Here is a 23,753-nt window from a genome sequence, read left to right as displayed (position 1 = left end):
GCCTCGCCGCCCCGGCCTGACCGCCCTGGCCTGGCCGCATCGTCGGCCGCGGGGTCCGTTGCCCCGAGCAACGTAGGGTGCTCCGGTGCGTTCGCTGCTCGTCGACCTGACCCCCGTGCGCGTCAGCCCGGCGTTCCGGCGGCTGTGGCTGGGCCTGTCGGTCGCCAACCTCGGCTCGCAGCTCACGGTCGTCGCGGTCGGCCTGCAGGTGTACGCGCTGACGGCCTCGACGCTGGCCGTGGGCGTGCTGGGCATCTGCGCGCTCGTGCCGCTGGTGGTCTTCGGGCTGTACGGGGGCGCGCTCGTCGACCACTACGACCGCCGCACGGTCGCCGTGGTCGCGTCCGTCGTGTCGTGGGTCGCCGTCCTCGCGCTGGTCGCGCAGGCCGCGGTCGGCAACGAGCACGTGGGCGTGCTGTACGCGCTGGTCGCGGTCCAGTCGGCCGCGGGCGCCGTGAACTCGCCCGCGCGGTCCGCGATCATCCCGCGCCTGCTCGAGCCGCGCCTGATGCCCGCGGCCAACGCGCTGCAGACCATGGGCTGGAACGTCGCGCTGACGCTCGGGCCGCTCGCGGGTGCCGCGCTGGTCGCCGGCATCGGCTACGTCTGGGCGTACGCCGTGGACGCGGTGCTGTTCACGTTCGCGCTCACGGCCCTGCTGCGCCTGCCGCCCGTGCCGCCCGAGCCGTCCGACGACCGCCGGCAGCGCCTGGGCCTGGGGTCCGTGGTCGACGGCCTGCGCTACCTGGGTACGCAGCCCAACGTGCGCATGACGTTCCTCGTCGACATCGTCGCGATGGTGACCGCGATGCCGCGCGTGCTCTTCCCCGCCGTGGGCGTCCTCTACCTCGGCGGCGGCGAGACGACCACGGGCGTGCTGACCGCGGCGATCGCCGCCGGCGGCATCCTCGCGGGCCTGTTCTCCGGCGGTCTGGCACGCGTGCGCTGGCAGGGACGCGTCATCGCGGGCGCCATCACGGCGTGGGGGCTCTCGATCGTCGCGTTCGGCCTCGTCCTCGTCAGCGCGGGCCGCACGACGCCGGACGGCGTGCTGCCGCTCGCGCTGGCCCTCGCGGTCGTGACGCTCGCGCTCGCGGGCGCGTCCGACGCGGTGTCCTCGGTGTTCCGGCAGACGATCCTGCAGACCGCCACGCCGGACCACATGCGCGGGCGCCTGCAGGGCGTGTTCGTCGTCGTCGTGGCCGGCGGCCCGCGCCTGGGCGAGCTGGTGCTCGGCGCCCTGTCGACACGCGTGGGCGAGGGCGGGGCGGCCGTGATCGGCGGGGTCGCGTGCGTCGTGCTGCTGTGGGTGCTCGTCCGCGCGCAGCGCACCTTCTGGCACTACGACGCGCGGCACCCGACGCCCTGAGACGCGGGTCGGCACAGCCGGAAGCCTCCGAGATCAGGGGTCACGGTGCCCGGTGGGGCCCCGGGTGTCCCGTCGGAAGGGTGCAGGGCACTCCCTTGCGGGGCAGCAGGTGCCCGCACCTCTCGCCGCCGTACCGACGGACGGGCACCAGCGGTGGCGGGGGCACGGTGACCGTCGCCGGGCCAGGAACGTAGGCGTCCATCAGGGTGAGCACGTCCCCGGCCTGGTAGACGTTCTGACGCTTGAAGCGGCCGCCCGCCGGCTGCACGACACCGACGCGTGCCAGCTCCGTCAGCGCGTTGTTGGCCGTGACGCGGGAGACGCCCAGGCACTGCTGGACGAGTCCAGGCGTGACGACCGGCTGCTCGGCCAGCAGGTCGAGCAGCCGGTGCACGCTGGAGTCGACCCGCAGCCGCTCGACGTAGGGCCTCCAGCGCGCCTGGACAGCGGCGACCTCGTCGATCACGTCCCCTGCGATCCGTGCTGCCTCCAGCACCACCTCGAGCATGACGTGCAGGTAGGACTGCCGTGCGTCGGACACCGCGCGCCCGTGGTCGGCACCGGGGCGGTAGGTGGTGAGAGCGGCGATGTACGCGTCGACGTCGTCGCGCAGGACGAGTGACAAGGGGAGGACCCCCCGGTCGACGATCCCGGCGCGCGCGACGACCGCGTGGAAGAGTGCGCGACCGGTACGGCCGTTGCCGTCCTCGAACGGGTGGATGGTCTCGAACTGGGCGTGCACGAGGAGGGCGGCGACGAGCGGGGGGTCCCCGGTCGTCGCGACGTAACGGAGGAGGTCGGCCATGAGGTCGGGCACCTCGTCGGCGGGCGGTGCTACGTACGACGCGGTGAGCGGCGTGCGACCTCCGACGTACACCTGGTCGGTGCGGTACCTGCCACGCGACTCCCGTGGCAGGAGCGTCGCGTGGACGGCGTGGATGTCGTCGTCGTCCCACGACGGCTTGTCCAACGACGCTATCGCCGACTCCATCGCATCGACGTTCCGCAGGACGTCCTGCGCCGTGCTCGGTGTGCCGTGGACGTCGGTGAGCCGTGCTGCCATGACGTTGCGCGGAGTCTCGCGCAGGCCCTCGATCCACGACGACGCGAGGGACTCCGACCGCAGGAGAGTGGCGTAGAGCAGCCGTACCGGTCGGTCACGGAGTCGCTGCCCGAGCGCGGCGACGGAGGCGGACGCATCGGCGACCAGCTCGGCCACGTCGGGGCGGTCGACGGTGCGCGCGGTCGGCATCGGGTCGGGGTGGTACCTGAGGTAGCTGCCACCCTCCCGCTCGCGCCGTGTCAGGCCTTGGAAGTCGGGTGGCACGGTGACACGTTCCCATCGGCCCAAGGCGGTACTCCCTCACGGATCGATACCAGGTCGCTCCGCAGAGATTAGCAAATTCACTTTTGCTTTCCGCTGTGCCCCGGGGTGTCAGGGTTGCGGCGCGTTGCGCAGGGTTCGACCGCGCCATCGCCATGACCTCGCCGATCCCGCCGCCGAGGACCGCGGGGATGCCGATCGCCTGCGCGACGGCTGCGTGGTCGAACGTGGCGCGGGGTCAGTCCCGGTGCTCGGCGCGCCGCTCGGCCGTGCGGTCCGTCGCGAGCTCGCACGCCGCGACCGTCGCGCCCGCCGTCGCGCTCGGCGGCTCGTCCTCGCTCGCTCGCGCGTCGCGGTCCGCGGCCTGCGCGGCGTCCGCGAGCGCGGCCGCCGCGTCGGCACGTCGCGCGGTGTGGCGGCGCAGCGAGGGCAGGGCGGCGAGCGTCGCGACGAGCGCGGCCGCGCCGGACACGACGACGACGAGGAAGCCCGCGTGGGACCCGGCGGCGTCGATGCGGCTGCCGGCCACCGAGGCGCCGACGGACACCCCGATGCTCAGACCTGTGCCGACCCACGTCAGGCCCTCGGTGAGCCGGCCTGGCGGGACCAGCTCGGCGACGAGCGCGTTGCCGTTGATGATCGACGGCGCGATCGAGAACCCGACGACGAACATCGCGGCCGCGAGCACCCAGAGGGTCTGCGCGAGGAAGAACACGCAGACGCCGACCGCGAGGGCCACCACGCCGATCGCGAACCGGCGGTGCAGCGGTGAGACCCAGTGGCGGGCGCCGTAGAGCAGGCCGGAGATGAGGGAGCCGAGCGCGAAGACCGCGAGGATGACGCCCGCGAGCTCCTTGCGGCCGGACTCGTCGGCGAACGCGACGGTCGCGACGTCGGTCGCACCGAAGATCGATCCGATGGCGACGAAGACCAGGACGATGACGACCATCCCGGGCCGGCGCAGCACCGTGCCGCGCGGGCGCGGCTCGTGCGCGGGTGCGACGGGCGGCTCGGTGTCGCGCAGCGCGAGGAACGCGAGCCCGCCGACCACCATCGCGACGACCGGGACGATGAGCCCCGCGGTCGGCGACACGCTCGTGGCCAGGACGGTCGCGGCGACGGGCCCGACGACGAAGACCAGCTCGTCGAGCACGGACTCGAGCGAGTACGCGGTGTGCACGCGGCGCGGGTCGTCGCCCAGGGCGTGGTTCCAGCGCGCGCGCACGAGGGACCCGAACGAGCCGATCGTCGCCCCGACGAGCAGCGCGGTGACGTAGAGCCAGACGGTGGGGGCGCGCAGCGAGGCCGCGACGACGAGCGCCACCAGGCTCGTCGCGGACAGGACGATCGCGGGCCGCATGACGCGGGCCTGGCCGTGCCGGTCGACGAGCCGGGCGAGCAGCGGTGCACCGGCGGCCTGGGCGATGACGACGGCGGCGGACACCCGTCCTGCGAGCCCGTAGGAGTCGTACAGCGCCGAGACCATGAGGACGATGCCGATGCCGACCATCGACATGGGGAGCCGGGCGACGAGCCCGGTGCCGGAGAACGCGAGTGCGCCAGGGCGTGCGAGGACGTCCCGGTAGGGCTGGAGCATGTCTCCACTGTCGCACCTGGCGGGCACGGCGGCCGCCGCGGGTGCGTGCGGCGCAGCGGCGCTCCGTCGGTGCCGGACGCGGCCCGGCCGACCGGATCGGCGGTACCCGGCCCGCGCACCGGGACAACCGGGCACGATGGTGTGAATCGGTTCACGCCGGACGTCCGGGCGTTGTCGGGACGAGACGCAGGAGAATGCGACAAAATGCTGGTGAGGCGTGAATTCCCTCGGTGATCGAGCGAACGTGACCTGCCTCACAAAGGCGTCTGACCTGCAGAGTTACGTTCTCGGACGGATATCCGGCGTGACCTGGGAGATCGCTGTGCGGCCGTGCTCGACCTGGACAATTGTCCGATGAGTCGTTTCAATCCTGAACATCCGTCTTACTTCTCTTTCGTCCGGACGGGCCTCAGAGTGGGACCACCGACGACGCGCCGCACGCCAGTGGCGCTCAGCACCGGCGCACGACGGACGGCGGGTCGCACCCGCCCCGGCGCCACCGCTCCCCTCGGACACCCAGCCCTCGGGCTGCTCCCCGGCGCGCCCGGGTCCCTTCCTGCTGCATCGCCGACGACGTCGGGCAGCCCGTCCCCACGTCAGGTCTGCACAGGAGACCCATGTTCATCTTCATCCTGCAGCTTCGGCACATGTTCGAGGGCCAGAACGAGATCTATCTCTTCGCGGTCTTCTCGACCATCGTCTGGGCTCTCTGGATCCTCAAGGTGGTGCTCTCGCGGCGCTACCGGCCGGTCACCGCCCCCTACGCCATCAGCACGAGCGTCGTCGTCCCCGTCGTCGACGAGCCGCTCGACCTCTTCCGCGACGTGCTGCGCCGCATCGTCGAGCAGCAGCCCGACGAGGTCATCGTCGTCATCAACGGCGCGCCCAACCCCGGGCTCGAGGGCGTGTGCGACGAGTTCGCCCCCGTCGTCCAGCGCGTCCACACGCCGATCCCCGGCAAGCGCAACGCCGTGAAGATCGGCACCCAGATGTCGCGCGGCGACGTCACCGTCCTCGTCGACTCCGACACCGTGTGGACCGACGGCGCGCTCGACGAGCTCGTCAAGCCGTTCGCGGACCCGTCGGTCGGCGGCGTCACGACGCGCCAGCGCATCCTCGAGCCGACCCGCTCCTGGATCACCCGCTGGGCCGACTGGCTCGAGAACACGCGTGCGCTGTACTCGATGCCCGCGCAGTCCGTGCTGGGGCAGGTCGGCTGCCTGCCGGGACGCACCATCGCGTTCCGCCGGCACATCCTCATGTCGGTCATGGACAAGTTCATGACCGAGAAGTTCCTCGGCGTCTTCCTCGAGGTCTCCGACGACCGCACCCTGACGAACCTCACGCTCAAGGCCGGCTACCGCACGGTCTACCAGCACACGAGCCTCGTCTACACGGACGCGCCGCTGGAGATCAAGAAGCTCTACAAGCAGCAGCTGCGCTGGTCGCGCGGCAGCCAGTACAACACCCTGCGCATGCTGCCCTGGATGCTCGGCCACGCGCCCGTCCTGGCGATCTTCTTCCTCGTCGACATCATCCTGCCGTTCCTGCTCTTCGGGACCGTCGCCGGGTGGATCTACCGCGCCGTCTCCGGCACGGGCATCAACCTGTACCAGGCGATCCTCGAGACGACGACCGGTGTGCAGGGCCTGGCCTGGGTCATCGGCCTGATGGTCGTCTCGTCGGTGCTGTCCATGGCGATCCGCCAGATCCGCCACCTGCAGGAGAAGCCCTCGGACTTCCTGCGGCTGCCGGTCTTCATCATCACCTCGACGCTCTTCCTCATGCCGATCCGGATCATCGGGTTCTTCCGCATGGCGCACGTCGCCGGCTGGGGCACGCGTGCCGGGGCCTACGTCGCGGGCCAGAAGGACGCGTCCGACGCCGACCTCATGGCCGAGCTCGAGGACACGGCACACGGCGCACCGGTCGACGTCGTCGACCGGCCCACCCTCCCCACGCAGGCCGGGCACGCCGTGCCCCGCGTGCCGGTCCTGCACCCCGACGCCCAGCCCACGGCCGGCGGCCGTGTCGGGCTGCGCGCCGAGACCCGCCTGCGCGCCCAGGCGCAGGCGGCGCCCGCACCCCGGCGGCGCGGCAACCCCCTCGCACTCGTCCCCTACCTGATCGGGATCCTCATGTTCGCCCTCATGGCGGTGGCCTATGTCTGAGCGCACCGGAAAGCACTGGTGGACCCTCGACGGCCACCTCGGACTCGTCGGCAAGCTCTCGGCCGTCGTGCTCGCCGTCACGCTCGGTGCCGTCACCGGCGTCGTCTGGCTCTCGCCCTCGGGCGCCGTGCCCGGCCCCCTCATGACGGAGGCCGAGAAGCAGCTCACGCAGGAGAACGCCGATCTCGCGGCGGTCCTCGCGGACCGCGACGACGAGATCGCGCACCTGCGCGCCTCGCAGGACAAGGCGGCCGCCGAGCGCGCCGCCGGCGCGGAGTCCGGCAAGGCCAAGTCGGCCGCCGAGAAGGCCGCGGCGCAGGAGAAGGCCGCCGCCGACAAGGCAGCCGCGCAGGAGGCCGGCAAGGCCAAGGCCGCGGGCGAGAAGGCCGCCGCCGCCGCGAAGGGCAAGGCCAAGGCGGCCGCCGAGAAGGCCGCCGCCCACGCCCGGTCGCAGCAGAAGGCCGCGCTCGAGCGTCAGCTCGCCCAGGCGCGGGGTGACGCGGAAGGTGCCGCCATCCGTGCCGCGGTCGCGCAGTCGCAGGTCGAGTTCGCCCGGCAGGCCGCGGCCGCCCGCGAGGAGGCGGCCCGCCCGGTCAGGCCGACCGCGCCCGCCCGGGACGCGATCGTGCACCCGGCGGACCGGTACTTCGGCCTGTACACGGCCCAGTCCCCGTTCTCCTGGTCGGAGTTCGACCACGTCGCGTCGACCGTCGGCGTGCAGCCGGACCTCGCCGGGTACTTCCAGGGCTGGGACACGCCGTTCCGTGCCGACGCGGTCACGCGCTCGTGGACCAAGGGCGCGCTGCCCATGGTCACGTGGGAGTCGCGACCGATGGAGGCGGGCAACAGCCAGCCGAACGACCCCGAGTACTCCCTGCCGCGCATCATCGACGGCGCGTTCGACGACTACCTGCGCCAGTACGCGCGGGACGTCGCGGCGCTCGGCCTGCCGGTCGCGATCCGGCTGAACCACGAGATGAACGGGTCCTGGTACCCGTGGTCGGAGCAGGGCTCCAACGGCGTGCAGGTCAACGGCAACAACCGCGGCGACTTCGTGCGGATGTGGCGGCACGTCCACGACATCTTCGAGGCCGAGGGCGCCAACGCGTACGCGGTGTGGGTGTGGGCGCCGAACATCGTCAACAACCTGCCCAAGCTGAACCAGCCGCTCGAGTACACGCAGAGCCTGTACCCGGGTGACGAGTACGTCGACTGGGTCGGCCTGTCCGGGTACTACCGCCCGCCGTTCGACGCGAACCAGACGCCCACGTTCTCGTGGACGTTCGACCGGTCGCTCGACCAGCTGCGCGCCATCACGGGCAAGCCGATCGTCCTCGCGGAGATCGGGGCCTCCGAGACCGGCGGCGGCGACAAGGCCGCGTGGGTCGCCGACCTGTTCGACTCCCTCGCGCAGCCGCGCAACGCCGACGTCATCGGGTTCGCCTGGTTCCACCACACCGTCACCACGATCAGCGGGGGCCAGCGCGTCACCAACGACTGGCGCATCACCTCGCGCGAGGACTCCCAGCAGGCGTTCCTCGACGGCATCCGCGACCCCTCCGCCGGCTTCGTCCCCGGCTCCTGACACCTCTGACGTGAAGAAGAAGGACCCCATGAGCACCAAGCGCAGCACCAACCCCCGTCCGGCCGGGCCGGTCACGACCGCCCCGGAGAACCTGCGGATCACGGTCTTCGGCACCGGCTACCTCGGCGCGACGCACGCCGTCGCGATGGCCGAGCTCGGCTTCGACGTGGTCGGCGTGGACGTCGACCAGGCCAAGGTCGACGCCCTCGCCGCCGGCAAGGTCCCGTTCTTCGAGCCCGGGCTGCCCGAGCTGCTGGAGAAGACCCTGGCCACCGGCCGCCTGCGGTTCACGACCGACGCCGCGTCCGCCGTCGCGGGCGCCGACGTGCACTTCGTGTGCGTCGGCACGCCGCAGCAGCGCACGTCGCACGCCGCGAACCTCGCGTACGTCGAGGACGCGACCCGCGTCATCGCGCAGCACCTCACCAAGGACGCCGTCATCGTCGGCAAGTCGACCGTCCCGGTCGGCACGGCCGCGCGGCTGCGTGAGCTGGTCGCCGCGACGGTCCCCGCCGGGATCGACGCCGAGCTGCTGTGGAACCCCGAGTTCCTGCGCGAGGGCAAGGCGGTCGGCGACACGCTGCACCCCGACCGCATCGTGCTCGGCGGTGTCTCGGAGAGGTCCGAGGCGGTCATGCGTGCCGTGTACGCGGCCCCGATCGCCGAGGGCTCGCCGGTCGTCGTGACGGACCTGCCGACCGCCGAGCTCGTCAAGGTCAGCGCCAACGCGTTCCTCGCGACCAAGATCTCGTTCATCAACGCGATCGCTGGCGTCTGCGAGGCCGCGGGCGCCGACGTCACGGTCCTGGCCGACGCGCTGGGCCACGACGTGCGCATCGGCCGGCAGTTCCTCGACGCCGGCCTCGGCTTCGGTGGCGGCTGCCTGCCCAAGGACATCCGTGCGCTCATGCACCGCTCCAAGGAGCTCGGCGCCAACCGCGCGGCCGCGCTGCTGCAGCAGGTCGACGAGATCAACATGGGCCAGCGCGAGCGCGTCGTCGACATGGCGCTCGAGGCGTGCGGCGGCTCGGTGCTCAACAAGCGCATCGGCGTCCTGGGGGCGGCGTTCAAGCCGCTGACGGACGACGTGCGCGACAGCCCCGCGCTCAACGTGGCCGCGGCCCTGCACCTGCGCGGCGCCCAGGTCACGGTCTACGACCCCGAGGCGGGCGACACCGCGCGCCGCGCCTTCCCGACCCTCGGCTACGGCACGAGCGTCGACGAGGCCGTGGAGGAGTGCGACGTGCTGCTCGTCCTCACCGAGTGGAAGCAGTTCGTCGACGCCGACCCGCAGCGCCTCGCGGGCCTCACCCGCACCCCGCGCGTCTCGACGCGCGCGGCAAGCTCACGGCCGACCAGTGGCGTGCGGCCGGCTGGGAGTTCACCGGACTGGGCCGCCTCGCGGCCTGACGACCCGGACCGGCGGGTGGTCGCCTCACCCGCCGGTCCGTCCCGCGCCCGGGCACTCCAGCCCCGGGCCTGACGACCCGCCCCCGCGGCGGACGTCGAGGGCGGTCCGGCCCTGTGCCGCCGGGCCGCTCTCCGTCGCCGCCCGCCCCGACCCCGGGGCCCTCGTTCCTGGACCGCCTCCCCCCGACGACGTGGGAAGGCGGTCCAGCCCGTCTCAGGCGCCCAGCGCCTGCGCCACCACGTCCTTCGCCGCCTCCTGCACCTGGGCCAGGTGCTCGGGGGAGACGAACGACTCGGCGTAGATCTTGTAGACGTCCTCGGTGCCCGACGGCCGGGCCGCGAACCAGGCGTTCTCGGTCGTCACCTTGAGACCGCCGATCGATGCGTCGTTGCCGGGCGCCTTCGTCAGCTTGGCCGTGATCGGCTCGCCGGCGAGCTCGGTCGCCGTGACCTGCTCGGGGGAGAGGGCCGCCAGCGTGGCCTTCTGCTCGCGCGTCGCGGGCGCGTCGACGCGCGCGTAGGACGAGGCGCCGAACCGGTCGACGAGCTCGGCGTGGTGCTGCGACGGGCTCCTGCCCGTGGTCGCGAGGATCTCCGAGGCCAGCAGGGCGGGCAGGATCCCGTCCTTGTCGGTCGTCCACACCGTGCCGTCCTTGCGCAGGAACGACGCGCCGGCGGACTCCTCGCCGCCGAACCCGACGGAGCCGTCGATGAGGCCGGGCACGAACCACTTGAAGCCGACCGGAACCTCCAGCAGGCGGCGGTCGAGCGACGCGGCGACGCGGTCGATGAGCGACGACGACACCAGGGTCTTGCCGATCGCGGTGCCGGCGGGCCAGCCCGGGCGCGCCCCGCCGTACAGGTAGGCGATCGCGACGGCCAGGTAGTGGTTCGGGTTCATCAGGCCCGCGTCGGGCGTGACGATGCCGTGGCGGTCGGAGTCCGCGTCGTTGCCCGTCGCGATGTCGTAGGGCGCGCGGCCGTCGGCGCCGGGCTGCATGCGCTCCAGCAGCGACGCCATCGCGTAGGGCGACGAGCAGTCCATGCGGATCTTGCCGTCCCAGTCCAGCGTCATGAACGACCAGCGCGGGTCGACCTGCGGGTTCACGACCGTGAGGTCGAGCCCGTAGCGCTCGCCGATCGCGCCCCAGTACTCGACCGACGCACCCCCGAGCGGGTCGGCGCCGATGCGCACGCCCGCCGCGCGGATCGCGTCGAGGTCGACGACGTTCGCGAGGTCGTCGACGTACGACGTCAGGTAGTCGTGCTTGCGCGTGGTGTCCGCCGCGAGCGCCCGGTCCAGGCTCACGCGCGGCACGTTCCGCCAGCCGGACCGCAGGATCTCGTTGGCGCGGTCGGCGATCCACCCCGTGGCGTCGGACCCCGCGGGGCCGCCGTGCGGCGGGTTGTACTTGAAGCCGCCGTCGCGCGGCGGGTTGTGCGACGGGGTCACGACGATGCCGTCGGCCAGGCCCGGGCCCTGCGTGCGCACGCCCGCGCCCGTCGCGGCGCCGTTGTGCGTGAGGATCGCGAGGGACACCGCGGGCGTCGGCGTCCACGAGCCGCGCGCGTCGACGTGCACCTCGACGCCCGCCGCCGCCAGGACCTCGAGCGCGGTGCCGAACGCGGGCTGCGACAGCCCGTGCGTGTCGTACCCGATGAACAGGGGGCCGTCGGTGCCCTGGCTGCGGCGGTACTCGACGATCGCGGCGGTGATCGCGACGATGTGCGCCTCGTTGAATGCGCCGTCGAGCGACGAGCCGCGGTGGCCGGACGTGCCGAACGCGACCCGCTGGCCGGGGTCGTCGAGGTCGGGTTCACGGTCGACGTACGCCGACAGCAGCGCGTCGAGGTCGACGAGGTCGGAGGGCTGGGCGGGGGTGCCGGCACGCGGGTCCATGCCGTCGATCCTCCCGCAGCGCACCCGTCCCGCGCACCTCCTCGGGCCCGATTCGTGGGATGTCGGGCGGACGGGGCGGGAGGCGGCGGGTGCTCATGGGTCGGTAGGGTGCAGCCATGGCCAAGAACACGCCCGACTTCGTGCTGCGCCCGTTCGAGGGGCTGCCCGGTGAGCCCGACTGGGTGGCGCTGCGCGAGCTCGTGCCCGCGGCGACCGCGACCGCCCGCACCACCGCCGAGCACGGCGCGCGTGACGTCGTCGTCACCACCGTGCTGCCGAACAGCTGGGCGGCGCTGCACCGCACCGACGGCGTCGTGCTCGTCGCGCTGCAGACCGGCACCAGCTCGGGCGACGCGAGCCGCGACGTCGCGACCGCGCTGCTGCTCGCGCTGGACGCCGAGCCCGGCACCGCGATCGAGACCATCGGCCTGCCCACGCCGGGCCCGCGCCTGCAGGACGTCCTGGACCTGTCGGTGCCCTTCGAGGTCACCGTGCAGGAGAGCTTCGCCTACTGGCTCGACCCGAGCACCGACGTCACCCCCGACCTGCAGGCCGCGCTCGAGGAGGCCGACGCCGGCATCATCGACACGCGCCGCCTGGCCGCCGCCGAGTCGGCGTACTGGTGCCGCATGGGCGCCCGCGAGTACCTGCGCTGGGCCCAGCCGGCGGACGAGCAGGTCGTCCTCGACGGCCTGTCGCGGCTGCACGCGCGCCGGGAGTCCGGCTTCGACGACGCCAAGTTCATCGGCTACTTCCGTGCCGCCGGCATCGTCGTGCCCGTGTGGGAGCTGGCGCGCGGCTCGGAGGCCGACGACATCGAGAAGCCGCTCGCGGACTTCGTGCCGCGCCTCGAGGCCGCGATGGCCGACGACGCGCCGCTCGACGCGAACGCCCGCCGGGCCCGTGCCGGCCTCGTGGCGCGGCAGGTCACGCTGCGCTGACGGGGCGGCCTGCGCGCCGTCCCGGTGCTCGTGAGGCGACGTGTCACCTGCGGTCGATAGGGTGGGCACCGTGACACGCACGGGAAGCGAGGCCGGCCGACCGGTGGCCGACGTGACCGCTGACCTGGCCTCCGACGCGGCATCGGACCAGACCGCCGAGCGCGCGGCGCGCGCCGCCCGCGGGCACAAGCAGCGTCAGCGCGTGGCGGTGATCATCCCGGCCAAGGACGAGTCGCGCCGGATCGCCGCGACCGTGCGCTCGGCGCGCGCCATCCCGCACGTCGACCTCGTGCTCGTCGTCGACGACGGGTCCGAGGACAACACGCAGCACGTCGCCCGCGAGGCCGGCGCGGTCGTGGTGCGGCACTCCCACAACCGTGGCAAGGCCGCGGCGATGGAGACGGGCGCCGCGGTCGTCGCGATGCGCGACGCCCCCGACCGGCCGCCGCGCCACCTGCTGTTCGTCGACGGCGACCTGGCCGACACGGCCGTCAACACCGCACCGCTCGTCCCGCCGGTCATGGACGGCATCGCGGACCTGACGATCGCGCTGCTGCCGCCGCAGCCCGGCGCGGGTGGTCGCGGGCTCGTGGTGGGGGCGGCGCGGCGCGCGATCGCGTCGATGACGGGGTGGACGCCCACGCAGCCGCTGTCCGGCATGCGGTGCCTGACCCGCGAGGCGTTCGAGGCGGCGACGCCGCTCGCGCGCGGCTGGGGCGTCGAGGCGGGCATGACGATCGACCTGCTGCGCCTCGGCTTCCGCGTCCTGGAGGTGCCGTGCGAGCTGCGGCACCGGCCCTCGGGCACGGACCTCAAGGGTCAGCTGCACCGGGCCGCGCAGTACCGCGACGTACAGCTCGCGGTCAACGCGCGCCGGGCGCGCGCCGCCGCGTCGGGCGTCAGGCGGACGATGTCGCCGGACCAGCCGCGCCCGGGTCGCTGAGGGCGGTCCCCTCGGGGGCGGGCCGACGGGTTCCGGCCGTGTCGGTCGCCGCCGGCGCGTCGTCACCGGCGTCCTGCGCGGGCCGGTCGCCCGCGTCCTGGTCGCGCCGTGCGCCCAGGCGCCACTGCGCCGACGCCGCGACCAGGCACGGCACCGCGAGCGCGATGCCCGTGGCCGGCACGACGATGCCCGAGTCGTTCATGAGGAAGCCGACCGTGAGCGCGGCGCCCGTGGCGGCGACCGCGGGACGCAGCAGCGGGACCTCGCGCTGCAGGTCCGCGAGCGGTGACCCCGCACCGAGCAGCCCGCCGCGGTGCGCGCGCGGGCCCGCGAGCACGAGCCACGTCAGCGCGACGCCGCCGATGGCCAGGACGAGGTAGCGCCAGGACGTCAGGACCCGCAGGTTCACCGAGAGCTTGCGCCACACGACGTCCCACAGCCCGCCCTCGAGCACGGTGTCGAGGAACCGGCCCAGGTGCGTGCGGTCCGCGGCGGGCCGCATCCAGTCGAGCACGGCGAACCCGAGCACGACGGCCACGCCGACGGCGCCCACGAGCAGCACGAGCCGCCACGACACGCGTCGCCCGCTGACGGCGACCGCCAGCATCGCGAAGGCGAGGATGATCGCGGGCGGGCCGCCGAAGTCCGCGCCCCACTGCGGCGCACCGTCGACGACGACCAGCACCGCGCCGAGCACCACGACGGAGGCGACCGCGAGCCGGCGCCGGCCGATGCGCAGCAGGTGGTCCGCGACGACCACCGCGAGCAGCACGCCACCGGCGGTGATGAGCGCGAACGCCTGGTTGCTCATGCCGTAGAACCGCGCGGCGACGACGCGGTGCGCCCCCATCGGCCCGTCGATCACCAGGTTGGAGCCCGTCACCGCGTCGAGCACGAGGGTGACGACGGTGACGCCCGCGACGACGCCCGCGGGGCCGAGCACGTGGCGGCGCCACGGGCCCGCCAGGGCGGCGGCCGTGATGGCGACGATCCAGCCGACGAGGGTGAGCCAGAAGGCGGTGACCGGACGGTCCGCACGCCACCACGGCACGAGCCCGGCGAGGAACGACGCGACCGGGGCGGACCCGAGGACCAGCGCGCCGACCTGGAGCACCCGCAGCGCGGGGCGCAGGGGCGGCCGGTCGGCGCGTCCGCGCGCCACCAGGATGATCGCCGCGGCCACGAAGAGCGCGGCCTGCGCGAGCACGAGACGTGCCGAGAACGACCCGAAGACCAGGGAGATGGCGCTGGCCTCCTGCTGCACGTCGAGCAGCCGGGCCACGCGGGCACCGCCGGTCGCGGCGCCGGGCGTGGGCACGATCTGCGCACCGGGCAGCGCGGGGGCCTCGTCGCTCAGCAGCAGCAGCGCGAGCAGCGTCGGGGTGACGTCGGTGACCTGGACGACGCCGGGCTGCCGCGTGGAGCCCGAGGTGAGCTGGCTCTCGGCGAACGGGGGCGGCACCTCGCGCGGACCGAGGCCGATCGCGAGCTGCAGCCCCGAGCGGCCCGAGTCGGCCAGGGAGACCACGAGGACCGTGGCGTCGTGCCCCGACAGGCCGTCGAGCACCGCGCCGATGCGGGCGTCGAGCCGGACGGCCTGCTGCGCGCGCGTCGGCTCGACGATGGCCTCGGACCCCGGCAGGTCGTCGTCGGCGCTGCCCATGCCGGGCAGCTCGTCGTCGGGCACGGCGCTCGGTGTCGCGGAGGGCAGGCGGGCGACGGTCGCGTACCCGGGGTCGCGGATCACGCCCGCGTCGACGACCAGCAGCTCGGACGACGCGGCGGCGTCACGGACGACCTGTGCGAGGCCGCGCTGCTCGGCGGGGAGGCGCACGTGCTCGCCGACCGGCCGGCCCGCGGAGTCCGCGAGCGCGACGGCGGCACCCGGGCCGACGCCCGTGACGGTGGTGCCGGTGCGCGCGAGCAGGTCACCGAGCATGCCGGGCCGTGCGCCGTACGACTCGGCGCCCGCGCTCGCGAGGTAGTCCTCCCAGCCGGGCACCTCGCCGGACTCGCCGGGGTCGCGCAGCGAGCGGCACGTCTTGTCGTCCGCGACGAGGTCGGCCGCGCGGTTGCCGGCGGAGACCGCGAGCCACCCGTCGGCGGGGCACCCGCGTGCGCGTACCGACCGTGTCGCGACGGTACCGACGGAGCCCTCGCGCGACAGCGCCCACAGCGCCGGCGTCGTCAGGGAGCCGACGTCGTCCCAGCGCAGACCCGTGACGCCCACCAGGACGACGGGCCCCGGGACGGGCTCGGGCACCGCGCGCTCGGCCGCCTGCGCGGGTGCGCCGAGCAGCACCGCGAGCGCGGCGAGCAGGGCAGCGGCGAGCGCGCGCAGGGACCGGGGCACGGCCCCAGCCTACGGGCGCCCACTAGGCTCGGCGGGGCCGCGCACGCGGTCGCGCCGCGTCCGCGCACCTGTCCGGTGCCGTGCGGCGACGGAGACGACGGGCCCTGGCGCCCGCGGGTGGGAGGTCGATCGCCGTGCTGCGCTACGCGTACCTCGGGCCTGCGGGCACGTTCACGGAGGAGGCGCTGCGGCAGGTCGCGGGGCCCGACGAGGCCGTGTACCTGCCGCAGACGGACGTCGGCTCCGCGATCGCCGCGGTCCGCGCGGGCGACGCCGACCGTGCGGTCGTCGCGATCGAGTCGACCGTCGAGGGCGGCGTGACCGCCACGCTCGACTCGCTGGCCGCGGGGTCGCCGCTCGTCATCGTGCACGAGGTGCTGGTGCCGGTGCAGTTCACGCTCGTCGCCCCTGCGGGCGTGCGGCTCGCGGACGTCCGGCGCATCGCGGCGCACCCCCACGCCTGGGTGCAGTGCCGTCGGTGGCTCGCGGCGCACCTGCCGCACGCGGTGCACGTCCCCGCGACGAGCAACACGGCGCCGGCGGCGCTGCTCGCCGAGGCGGCGGGCGACCCCGCGGCGGTGCGCGCGCTCGCGTTCGACGCCGCGCTGGTGCCCCCGGCGGCGGTCGGGACGTACGGGCTGGCGCCCGTGGCCGAGCGCGTGGCGGACAACCCGTCGGCGCTCACGCGCTTCGTCGTCGTCGGGCCGCCCGGGCCCGTGCCCGCGCCGACGGGCGCGGACAAGACGACGCTCGTGGTCCACCTGCCCGACAACGAGGCGGGCGCGCTGCTCGCGATGCTCGAGCAGTTCGCCGTGCGCGGCGTGAACCTCTCGCGCATCGAGTCGCGCCCCATCGGCGACGCGCTGGGCCGCTACTCGTTCTCGATCGACGCCGAGGGGCACGTGACCGACGAGCGCATGGGCGAGGTCCTCATGGGCCTGCACCGGCGGTGCCCGTACGTGCGGTTCCTCGGGTCGTACCCGCGCGCCGACGCGGTCGCGCCGCTGGTCCACGCGGGCACGTCGGACGCGGACTTCGTCGAGGCGCGCGCGTGGCTCGACCGGCTGCGCGGCGGCGACCCGGCCTGACGGGCCGCCGTGCGCCGTGCCCCGACGGGGACGGTCTCAGGCCGCGACGCGCACGATGAGGGCGCCGGGGTCCACGCGGGCGGTGATGACGCTCGCGCGGCCGACGATGTCGCCGTCGACCTGCACGTGCTCGCCGCCGGCCACCTCGATGTGCGCGGCACGGGCGCGCGCGTGGTCGATGCGGCCGATCTTCGCGGCCGACTCGTTGCGCACGCCGACGCCCTGCAGCACGACCTCGCCGAACAGCTGCGCCCAGCCCGCGATGCCGCCGCGCGTGTCGATCGTGGCGATGTCCAGCACGCCGTCGTCGAGGACCGCGTCGGGCAGCAGCGTGATGCCGCCGGGCAGCTTGCCGCAGTTGCCGACCAGCAGGCTGCGGGCGCGCAGCTGCTGGACCGGCTTGTCGTCGAGCGTGAGGCGCACGCGCAGGCGCCGGCCGTGCAGGTGGCGCACGCCCGCCATAAAGTAGGCGATCCAGCCGACCCGGGCCTTGAGCTGGTCGTCGGTGTCGGCGACCATCGCGGCGTCGAACCCCAGGCCCGCGATGACGAGGAAGATGTGGTCGCGCGGCATGTCGGTGTCGGCGGGCATGTCGTCGGCGGCCTCGGCGATGTCGTCGTCCATCTGCGACTCCCACCGCTCGACGCGCAGCCAGCCCACGTCGATGGGCTTGTCGGTGCCGTCGAGCGCGAGCTGCATCGCCGCGAGGGGGTCGTTGAGCGGCACGTCGAGGTTGCGGGCCAGGAGGTTGCCGGTGCCCAGCGGCATGAGGCCCATCGGCACGCCCGTCCCGGCGAGCGCCTCGGCGACCGCGCGCACGGTGCCGTCGCCGCCGACCGCGACGACGAGGTCCGCGCCGGACGCGACGGCCGAGCGCGCCTGGCCCACGCCCGGGTCCTCGACGGTCGTCTCGAGCCACATCGGCTCGGGCAGGTACTGCTCGGACGCGGCCTTGCGGACCGCGGCGCGCAGCTCGGCGACGTCGGGCTTGGACGGGTTGGCGACGAAGGCGACCAGCTGGCCGCGGGGGCGGCCCGCGTCCGCCGCCGGTGCGGGTGCCGGTGCCGCGAGCCGCGCGCCGAGCCTGCGCTGCTGGCGCCAGACCCACAGACCCAGCCCGACGGCGACGAGCGCCAGCGCTCCGGCGACCACCGCGACCCACGCGACCCATGACATGTCGCGCAATCTACGGGTGCGGGGCCGACGCCGCAGGTCGGACGGCACGTGCCGCGTGCACGGTGGACGCGCGCGGTGGCCGGCACCACCCGCGGCGGGCGGGGTCGGTAGGGTCGGGGGGTGATCGATCTGCAGCTCCTGCGCCAGGAACCCGACGTCGTGCGCGCCAGCCAGGTGGCTCGCGGCGAGGACCCGCACCTCGTCGACGAGGTGCTCGACGCCGACGCGCTGCGTCGCTCCGCGCTGACGGAGTACGAGACGCTGCGGGCCGAGCAGAAGTCCCTGGGCAAGCAGGTCGCGCAGGCCTCGGGCGACGAGAAGCAGAGGCTGCTCGCGCACACCAAGGACCTCGCGGCGCGCGTCAAGGCGCTGCAGGCCGACGCCGAGCAGGCCGGGACCCGTGCGACCGAGCTCGCGCGGCGCATCGGCAACGTCATCGAGGACGGCGTCCCCAGCGGCGGCGAGGACGACTACACGGTGCTCGAGCACGTCGGCACGCCGCGCGACCTCGCGGCGGAGTACGGCCCCGACTTCGTCGTGAAGGACCACCTGGAGCTCGGCGAGGGGCTGCGCGCGATCGACACCGAGCGCGGCGCCAAGGTCTCGGGCGCCCGGTTCTACTTCCTCACGGGCGTCGGCGCGCGCCTCGAGCTCGCGCTGCTCAACGCCGCGATGGACCTGGCGCTGCGCAACGGCTTCACGCCGACGATCACCCCCACGCTCGTCAAGCCCGAGATCATGGCCGGCACCGGGTTCCTCGGCTCGCACGCCGACGAGATCTACCGCCTCGAGGCGGACGACCTGTACCTGGTGGGGACCAGCGAGGTCGCCCTGGCCGGCTACCACTCCGGCGAGATCCTCGACCTGGCCGACGGCCCGCTGCGCTACGCCGGGTGGAGCGCCTGCTACCGGCGCGAGGCGGGGTCGTACGGCAAGGACACGCGCGGCATCATCCGCGTTCACCAGTTCCACAAGGTCGAGGCCTTCGTGTGGACGCGCCCCGACGACGCGTACGACGAGCACCGCCGGATCCTGGCGTGGGAGAAGGAGATGCTCGCGCTCGTGGACCTGCCGTACCGCGTCATCGACACCGCCGCGGGCGACCTCGGGTCGAGCGCCGCGCGCAAGTTCGACTGCGAGGCGTGGCTGCCCAGCCAGCAGCGCTGGATGGAGGTCACGTCGACCTCCAACTGCACGACGTTCCAGGCCCGCCGGCTCGGGGTGCGCGAGCGCACGGCCGACGGCATGCGCACGGTCGCGACGCTCAACGGCACGCTCGCCACCACGCGCTGGATCGTCGCGATCCTCGAGAACCACCAGCAGGCCGACGGTTCGGTGCGCGTCCCGGAGGGCCTGCGGCCCTACCTGGGCGGCCTCGAGGTGCTGGAGCCGGTCCGATGAGCCGCACCCGGCTGGTCGCGCTCGACGTCGACGGCACGCTCATGTCCTACGACGGCGTCATCAGCGACGACGTGCGCACCACGGTGACCGCGCTCGTCGACGCGGGCGTCCACGTCGTGCTCGCGACGGGCAGGTCGGCGCACTCGGCCGTCGCGGTGGCGCAGGACCTGGGCCTGACGCGCGGCTGGGTCGTGTGCTCCAACGGTGCCGTCACGGCGCGCCTCGACGACGCCGCGGAGGACGGCTGGGCCGTCGCGCGCTCCGTCACGTTCGACGCGGGCCCGGCGCTGCGGGCCATCGCCCTGGAGATCCCCGACGCGCTCTTCGCGGTCGAGGACCTGGGCGTCGGCTTCCTCGTGACGGCGCCGTTCCCGCCCGGGGAGCTCACGGGCCGCACGACCGTCGTCCCGTTCGACGACCTCGCCGCGTCCCCGGCGACCCGCGTCGTCATCCGCGCGCCGCAGAGCACCCCCGAGGAGTTCCACGCGATCGTCGAGCGCGTCGGGCTGCACGAGGTGACCTACGCGGTCGGCTGGAGCGCGTGGCTGGACCTCACGCCCGGGGGCGTCTCCAAGGCCTCCGCGCTCGAGGAGGTCCGGCGCGACCTGGGTGTCGAGCCGTACGAGACGCTCGCGATCGGCGACGGCGAGAACGACCTGGAGATGCTGCGCTGGGCGGCGCGCGGCGTCGCGATGGGGCACGCGAACGACGCCGTGCGCGGCGCGGCCGACGAGGTCACGGGGACCATCGAGGACGACGGTGCGGTGGCCGTGCTGCGGCACGTGCTGGTGTGACGCGACGGACGCGCTGGTCACCCAACGTTCCGACCGTGATGCGATCGTGACCGGTTGACGTGCGTTTGGCCTTGCAGGTCACCCCGAAACGGACTTGTCTCGTTGCAGGTCGGGTCCACCAGGGCCCGCCGGCACGACCACATGGACGTGGAGGTCACATGAAGCGCATCCAGCAGAGCCGCGGGCTGACGCTCGCTGCCGCTGTCACCGGGCTCGGGCTCGTGCTGACGGCATGCTCGAGCGGGGACGGGGACAACACCTCGGGGGGCGGTGACGCCGAGCCGACGTTCGACTGCGCCGACTTCGAGCAGTACGGGGACCTCGAGGGCAAGACGATCTCGGTCTACACCTCGATCGTCGACCCGGAGGCCGAGGAGCAGCGGGCGTCCTACGCACCGTTTGAGGAGTGCACCGGGGCGACGATCGACTACGAGGGGTCGCGCGAGTTCGAGGCGCAGCTGCCCGTGCGGCTCGAGGCGGGCAACCCGCCCGACATCGCCTACATCCCGCAGCCGGGCTTCCTGCGCTCGCTCGTCGCGGACTTCCCCGACGCGGTGCAGCCCGCACCGCAGGCCGTCATCGACAACGCGACCGAGTACTACACCGAGGCGTGGGCCGACTACGGGACCGTCGACGGGACGCTCTACGCGACGCCGCTCGGCGCCAACGTGAAGTCGTTCGTCTGGTACTCGCCGGCGGCGTTCGAGGAGAACGGCTACGAGATCCCGACGACCTGGCAGGGTCTGCTCGACCTGACCGACCAGATCATCGAGGACAACCCGGACGTCAAGCCGTGGTGCGCCGGCATCGAGTCCGGTGACGCGACCGGCTGGCCGGCCACCGACTGGCTCGAGGACGTCGTGCTGCGCACCGCGGGCCCGGACGTCTACGACCAGTGGGTCAACCACGAGATCCCGTTCGACGACCCGCAGATCGTCGCGGCGCTCGACGAGGTCGGCGGCATCCTCAAGAACGAGGACTACGTCAACGGTGGCCTCGGCAACGTCGCGTCCATCGCGTCGGCGCCGTGGAACGAGTCCGCGAACGGCATCCCCGACGGGACGTGCTTCCTGCACCGTGCCGCGAACTTCTACCAGGCCAACTGGGACGAGGGCATCGAGGTCGCGGAGGACGGTGACGTCTACGCGTTCTACCTGCCGGGTGCGTCCGAGGACGACAAGCCGCTGCTCGGTGGCGGCGAGTTCGTCACGGCGTTCTCCGACCGGCCCGAGGTGCAGGCCTTCCACGCGTACCTGTCGAGCCCGCAGTGGGCCAACGCCAAGGCCGAGGTCACGGGCCAGGGCTGGATCAGCGCGAACAGCGGCCTCGACCCCGAGCTGCTGCAGTCGCCGATCGACCAGCTGTCGTTCGACCTGCTGACGGACGAGTCGTACACGTTCCGGTTCGACGGCTCCGACCAGATGCCCGGCTCCGTCGGTGCCGGCTCGTTCTGGCGCGAGATGGTCTCCTGGATCAGCCCCGGGCAGGACTCGCAGACGACGCTGTCGAACGTCGAGAGCTCCTGGCCCACCAGCTGAGGTCGCAGCATCACGTGGTGGGGGTCGCCGACATCGGTGGCCCCCACCACGCCGTCCGCCGTACCCGCTGACACCCGCTGACCGGTCGTCGTCGACCGGCACGACGAGGGGATGACCATCGTGGACTGGTTGCTCCAACCCGACACGACCGCCGAGAAGCTGACGTTGATGGTCCTGGCCATCCTGCTCTTCGTCGTCGTGATGGGTGCGATCCTCCTGGGGATCGACCGGCTGAGGCGGGCACCGACGTGGCTCGTCGTGCTCGGGTTCCTCGGCCCGACCGTGCTGTTCCTCGCGTTCGGCCTGCTCTACCCGGGCCTGCGCACCGTGTGGAGCTCGTTCCACGACGGCCGCGGACGCAACTTCGTCGGCCTCGACAACTACGTCACGGCGTTCACCCAGGACCAGTTCCAGACCGTGCTGCGCAACACCGCGCTGTGGGTCGTGCTCGTCCCGCTCGCGGCGACGTTCTTCGGTCTCGTGTACGCCGTGCTGGTGGACCGCACGCGCTTCGAGTACCTCGCGAAGACGCTGGTCTTCCTGCCGATGTCGATCTCCCTGGTCGGCGCGTCGATCATCTGGAAGTTCGTCTACGAGTACAAGCCCGTGCAGGGCAACATCCAGCAGACGGGTCTGCTCAACCAGCTGCTCGTGTGGCTCGGCATGGAACCCCAGCAGTTCCTGCAGGACCAGCCGTGGAACAACCTGTTCCTCATCGTCGTCATGGTGTGGATCCAGGCCGGCTTCGCGATGACCGTGCTGTCGGCGGCCGTCAAGGCGATCCCCGACGACATCGTCGAGGCCGCCCGGCTCGACGGCCTGCACGGCCTGTCGATGTTCCGCTACATCACGGTGCCGTCGATCCGGCCGGCGCTCGTGGTCGTGGTCACGACGATCGCGATGGCCACGCTCAAGGTCTTCGACATCGTCCGGACGATGACCGGCGGCAACTTCGACACGTCGGTCGTGGCGTACGAGTTCTACACGCAGAGCTTCACGGCCCGGAACCAGGGGCTGGGGGCCGCGCTGGCCGTCATCCTCTTCGTCCTGGTCATCCCGATCATCGCGTACAACGTGCGGCAGCTGAAGCTCGCGGAGGAGATCCGATGACCGCCATCCCGCCGACGACGCTCACCGACCCGACCGAGGTCGACACCCGCAAGGTCCGTGGCCTGACCCGCGCGGAGCAGCGTGCGATCGCCGCCAAGGGGCGGCTCAGCTCGCCGTGGGCGTCGGGCATCGCGATCGTCCTGGCGATCCTGTGGACCGTCCCGACGTTCGGCCTGCTCGTCACGTCGTTCCGCCCGCGGTCGGAGATCCGCACCAGCGGCTGGTGGACGTTCTTCGGCAACCCCACGGCCACGCTCGACAACTACGTCGAGGTGCTGTTCGGCTCGTCGACCAGCTTCTCGACGTTCTTCGTCAACTCCCTGGTCATCACGCTGCCCGCGGTCGTCATCCCGATCTCGCTCGCGCTGCTCGCGGCGTACGCGTTCGCGTGGATCCCGTTCCGGGGCCGCGAGCTGCTGTTCGTCGCGGTCTTCGCGCTGCAGGTCGTGCCCATCCAGGTCACGCTGCTGCCGCTGCTCCAGCAGTACGTGTCCTGGGGGCTCGCGGGCTCGTTCTGGGTCGTGTGGCTGTCGCACTCGATCTTCGCGCTGCCGCTGGCGATCTACCTGCTGCACAACTTCATGAAGGACATCCCGGCGTCCCTCGTCGAGGCCGCGCGCGTCGACGGCGCGGGGCACGTGACCGTGTTCTTCCGGGTGCTGCTGCCGCTGCTCACCCCCGCGATCGCGTCGTTCGGCATCTTCCAGTTCCTCTGGGTCTGGAACGACCTGCTCGTCGCGCTCGTGTTCGTCGGCGGCACCACGGACGTCGCGCCGCTGACGGTCCGCATCGCCGAGCTCGCCGGCACGCGCGGGTCGCAGTGGCACCTGCTGTCGGCGGGTGCGTTCATCGCGATGATCGTCCCGCTGGTCGTCTTCCTGGCCCTCCAGCGGTACTTCGTCCGTGGCCTGCTGGCGGGTTCCGTCAAGGGCTGACCACCCGGCGGCCGCGCCGCCCGTCCGTCCGCGGCCGCGCCGCCCGTCCGTCCGCGAGAGAGCGATCCGGCACGTGCTGGATCGCTCTCTCGCGTCCCGGGGGGTGGGCGTGGCGGGG

16 protein-coding genes and 1 pseudogene are annotated in these 23,753 nt (G+C 73.3%); 12 read left to right on the top strand and 5 right to left on the bottom strand.

The window, feature by feature from the left end; genetic code table 11:
* Positions 1–85 precede the first annotated feature (85 nt).
* Positions 86–1,369, top strand: a complete 1,284-nt coding sequence (locus H9657_RS12370; RefSeq protein ID WP_191783720.1) for an MFS transporter — start codon at positions 86–88, stop codon at positions 1,367–1,369.
* A 40-nt stretch (positions 1,370–1,409) separates the two neighbouring features.
* Here the strand turns inward: H9657_RS12370 and H9657_RS12365 are convergent, their stop codons facing one another.
* Both H9657_RS12365 and H9657_RS12360 read right to left on the bottom strand, forming a co-directional pair.
* Complete coding sequence (locus H9657_RS12365) at positions 1,410–2,696, bottom strand: Fic family protein (protein ID WP_318241470.1); 1,287 nt, start codon at positions 2,694–2,696, stop codon at positions 1,410–1,412.
* A 235-nt stretch (positions 2,697–2,931) separates the two neighbouring features.
* Positions 2,932–4,290 (bottom strand): MFS transporter, encoded by a 1,359-nt coding sequence (locus H9657_RS12360; protein WP_191783718.1) that lies wholly within the window; start codon positions 4,288–4,290, stop codon positions 2,932–2,934.
* Positions 4,291–4,907: 617 nt separating this feature from the next.
* Here H9657_RS12360 and H9657_RS12355 point away from each other — a divergent pair.
* The 3 genes and pseudogenes from H9657_RS12355 (at position 4,908) to H9657_RS12345 (ending at position 9,456) form a co-directional block, all read left to right on the top strand.
* Positions 4,908–6,461, top strand: coding sequence for a glycosyltransferase family 2 protein (locus H9657_RS12355; protein ID WP_191783717.1), 1,554 nt, complete (start codon positions 4,908–4,910; stop codon positions 6,459–6,461).
* Positions 6,454–8,046: a glycoside hydrolase family 26 protein gene (locus H9657_RS12350; protein ID WP_191783716.1), complete on the top strand. Its 1,593-nt coding sequence runs from the start codon at positions 6,454–6,456 to the stop codon at positions 8,044–8,046. Before H9657_RS12355 ends, H9657_RS12350 begins: the two co-directional genes overlap by 8 nt.
* 145 nt (positions 8,047–8,191) lie before the next feature.
* Positions 8,192–9,456, top strand: a pseudogene (locus H9657_RS12345) (UDP-glucose dehydrogenase family protein).
* Between the two features lie 214 nt (positions 9,457–9,670).
* Here H9657_RS12345 and pgm read toward each other — a convergent pair.
* A complete protein-coding gene (pgm, locus tag H9657_RS12340; protein ID WP_191783715.1) occupies positions 9,671–11,356 on the bottom strand; it encodes a phosphoglucomutase (alpha-D-glucose-1,6-bisphosphate-dependent) in 1,686 nt (561 codons plus the stop codon).
* Positions 11,357–11,472: 116 nt separating this feature from the next.
* On the opposite strand from pgm, the gene H9657_RS12335 reads away from it, so the two are divergent.
* Positions 11,473–12,297, top strand: a complete 825-nt coding sequence (locus tag H9657_RS12335) for a DUF5926 family protein (protein WP_191783714.1) — start codon at positions 11,473–11,475, stop codon at positions 12,295–12,297.
* Positions 12,298–12,367: 70 nt separating this feature from the next.
* Entirely contained in the window at positions 12,368–13,240 is an 873-nt protein-coding gene (locus H9657_RS12330; protein WP_404813156.1) for a glycosyltransferase family 2 protein, read from the top strand.
* On the opposite strand, the gene H9657_RS12325 is transcribed toward H9657_RS12330, so the two are convergent.
* Positions 13,197–15,593, bottom strand: a complete 2,397-nt coding sequence (locus H9657_RS12325; RefSeq protein WP_318241469.1) for a hypothetical protein — start codon at positions 15,591–15,593, stop codon at positions 13,197–13,199. The two genes, H9657_RS12330 and H9657_RS12325, sit on opposite strands and share 44 nt — an antisense overlap.
* Before the next feature lie 137 nt (positions 15,594–15,730).
* Here H9657_RS12325 and pheA point away from each other — a divergent pair, with 137 nt between their 5' ends.
* Positions 15,731–16,681, top strand: coding sequence for a prephenate dehydratase (gene pheA / locus H9657_RS12320; RefSeq protein WP_191783813.1), 951 nt, complete (start codon positions 15,731–15,733; stop codon positions 16,679–16,681).
* Positions 16,682–16,717: 36 nt separating this feature from the next.
* On the opposite strand, the gene H9657_RS12315 is transcribed toward pheA, so the two are convergent.
* A complete protein-coding gene (locus H9657_RS12315; RefSeq protein ID WP_191783713.1) occupies positions 16,718–17,857 on the bottom strand; it encodes a diacylglycerol/lipid kinase family protein in 1,140 nt (379 codons plus the stop codon).
* Between the two features lie 120 nt (positions 17,858–17,977).
* On the opposite strand from H9657_RS12315, the gene serS reads away from it, so the two are divergent.
* From serS to H9657_RS12290, 5 genes are all read left to right on the top strand, one after another.
* Positions 17,978–19,258, top strand: coding sequence for a serine--tRNA ligase (gene serS / locus H9657_RS12310; protein WP_191783712.1), 1,281 nt, complete (start codon positions 17,978–17,980; stop codon positions 19,256–19,258).
* Positions 19,255–20,052 (top strand): HAD family hydrolase, encoded by a 798-nt coding sequence (locus tag H9657_RS12305; RefSeq protein ID WP_191783711.1) that lies wholly within the window; start codon positions 19,255–19,257, stop codon positions 20,050–20,052. Before serS ends, H9657_RS12305 begins: the two co-directional genes overlap by 4 nt.
* A gap of 158 nt (positions 20,053–20,210) precedes the next feature.
* Positions 20,211–21,590, top strand: a complete 1,380-nt coding sequence (locus H9657_RS12300; protein WP_191783710.1) for an ABC transporter substrate-binding protein — start codon at positions 20,211–20,213, stop codon at positions 21,588–21,590.
* 111 nt (positions 21,591–21,701) lie between these two features.
* Positions 21,702–22,700 (top strand): carbohydrate ABC transporter permease, encoded by a 999-nt coding sequence (locus H9657_RS12295; RefSeq protein ID WP_225215232.1) that lies wholly within the window; start codon positions 21,702–21,704, stop codon positions 22,698–22,700.
* Positions 22,697–23,635, top strand: a complete 939-nt coding sequence (locus H9657_RS12290; RefSeq protein ID WP_191783709.1) for a carbohydrate ABC transporter permease — start codon at positions 22,697–22,699, stop codon at positions 23,633–23,635. The genes H9657_RS12295 and H9657_RS12290 overlap by 4 nt, the downstream gene beginning before the upstream one ends.
* The last annotated feature ends 118 nt before the right edge of the window (positions 23,636–23,753 follow it).

The organism is Cellulomonas avistercoris (genome assembly GCF_014836445.1).
Classification (GTDB): domain Bacteria; phylum Actinomycetota; class Actinomycetes; order Actinomycetales; family Cellulomonadaceae; genus Cellulomonas; species Cellulomonas avistercoris.
This window is presented reverse-complemented; position numbering and strand designations above follow the sequence as displayed.

What these genes read in the sequence shown, in the direction of transcription:
- H9657_RS12300 (WP_191783710.1), top strand. Translation starts at nt 20,211, where the DNA reads ATGAAGCGCATCCAGCAGAGCCGCGGGCTGACGCTCGCTGCCGCTGTC.
- H9657_RS12290 (WP_191783709.1), top strand. Translation starts at nt 22,697, where the DNA reads ATGACCGCCATCCCGCCGACGACGCTCACCGACCCGACCGAGGTCGAC.
- pgm (WP_191783715.1), bottom strand. Translation starts at nt 11,356, where the DNA reads ATGGACCCGCGTGCCGGCACCCCCGCCCAGCCCTCCGACCTCGTCGAC.
- H9657_RS12315 (WP_191783713.1), bottom strand. Translation starts at nt 17,857, where the DNA reads ATGTCATGGGTCGCGTGGGTCGCGGTGGTCGCCGGAGCGCTGGCGCTC.
- H9657_RS12295 (WP_225215232.1), top strand. Translation starts at nt 21,702, where the DNA reads ATGACCATCGTGGACTGGTTGCTCCAACCCGACACGACCGCCGAGAAG.
- H9657_RS12360 (WP_191783718.1), bottom strand. Translation starts at nt 4,290, where the DNA reads ATGCTCCAGCCCTACCGGGACGTCCTCGCACGCCCTGGCGCACTCGCG.
- H9657_RS12350 (WP_191783716.1), top strand. Translation starts at nt 6,454, where the DNA reads ATGTCTGAGCGCACCGGAAAGCACTGGTGGACCCTCGACGGCCACCTC.
- H9657_RS12305 (WP_191783711.1), top strand. Translation starts at nt 19,255, where the DNA reads ATGAGCCGCACCCGGCTGGTCGCGCTCGACGTCGACGGCACGCTCATG.
- H9657_RS12355 (WP_191783717.1), top strand. Translation starts at nt 4,908, where the DNA reads ATGTTCATCTTCATCCTGCAGCTTCGGCACATGTTCGAGGGCCAGAAC.
- H9657_RS12335 (WP_191783714.1), top strand. Translation starts at nt 11,473, where the DNA reads ATGGCCAAGAACACGCCCGACTTCGTGCTGCGCCCGTTCGAGGGGCTG.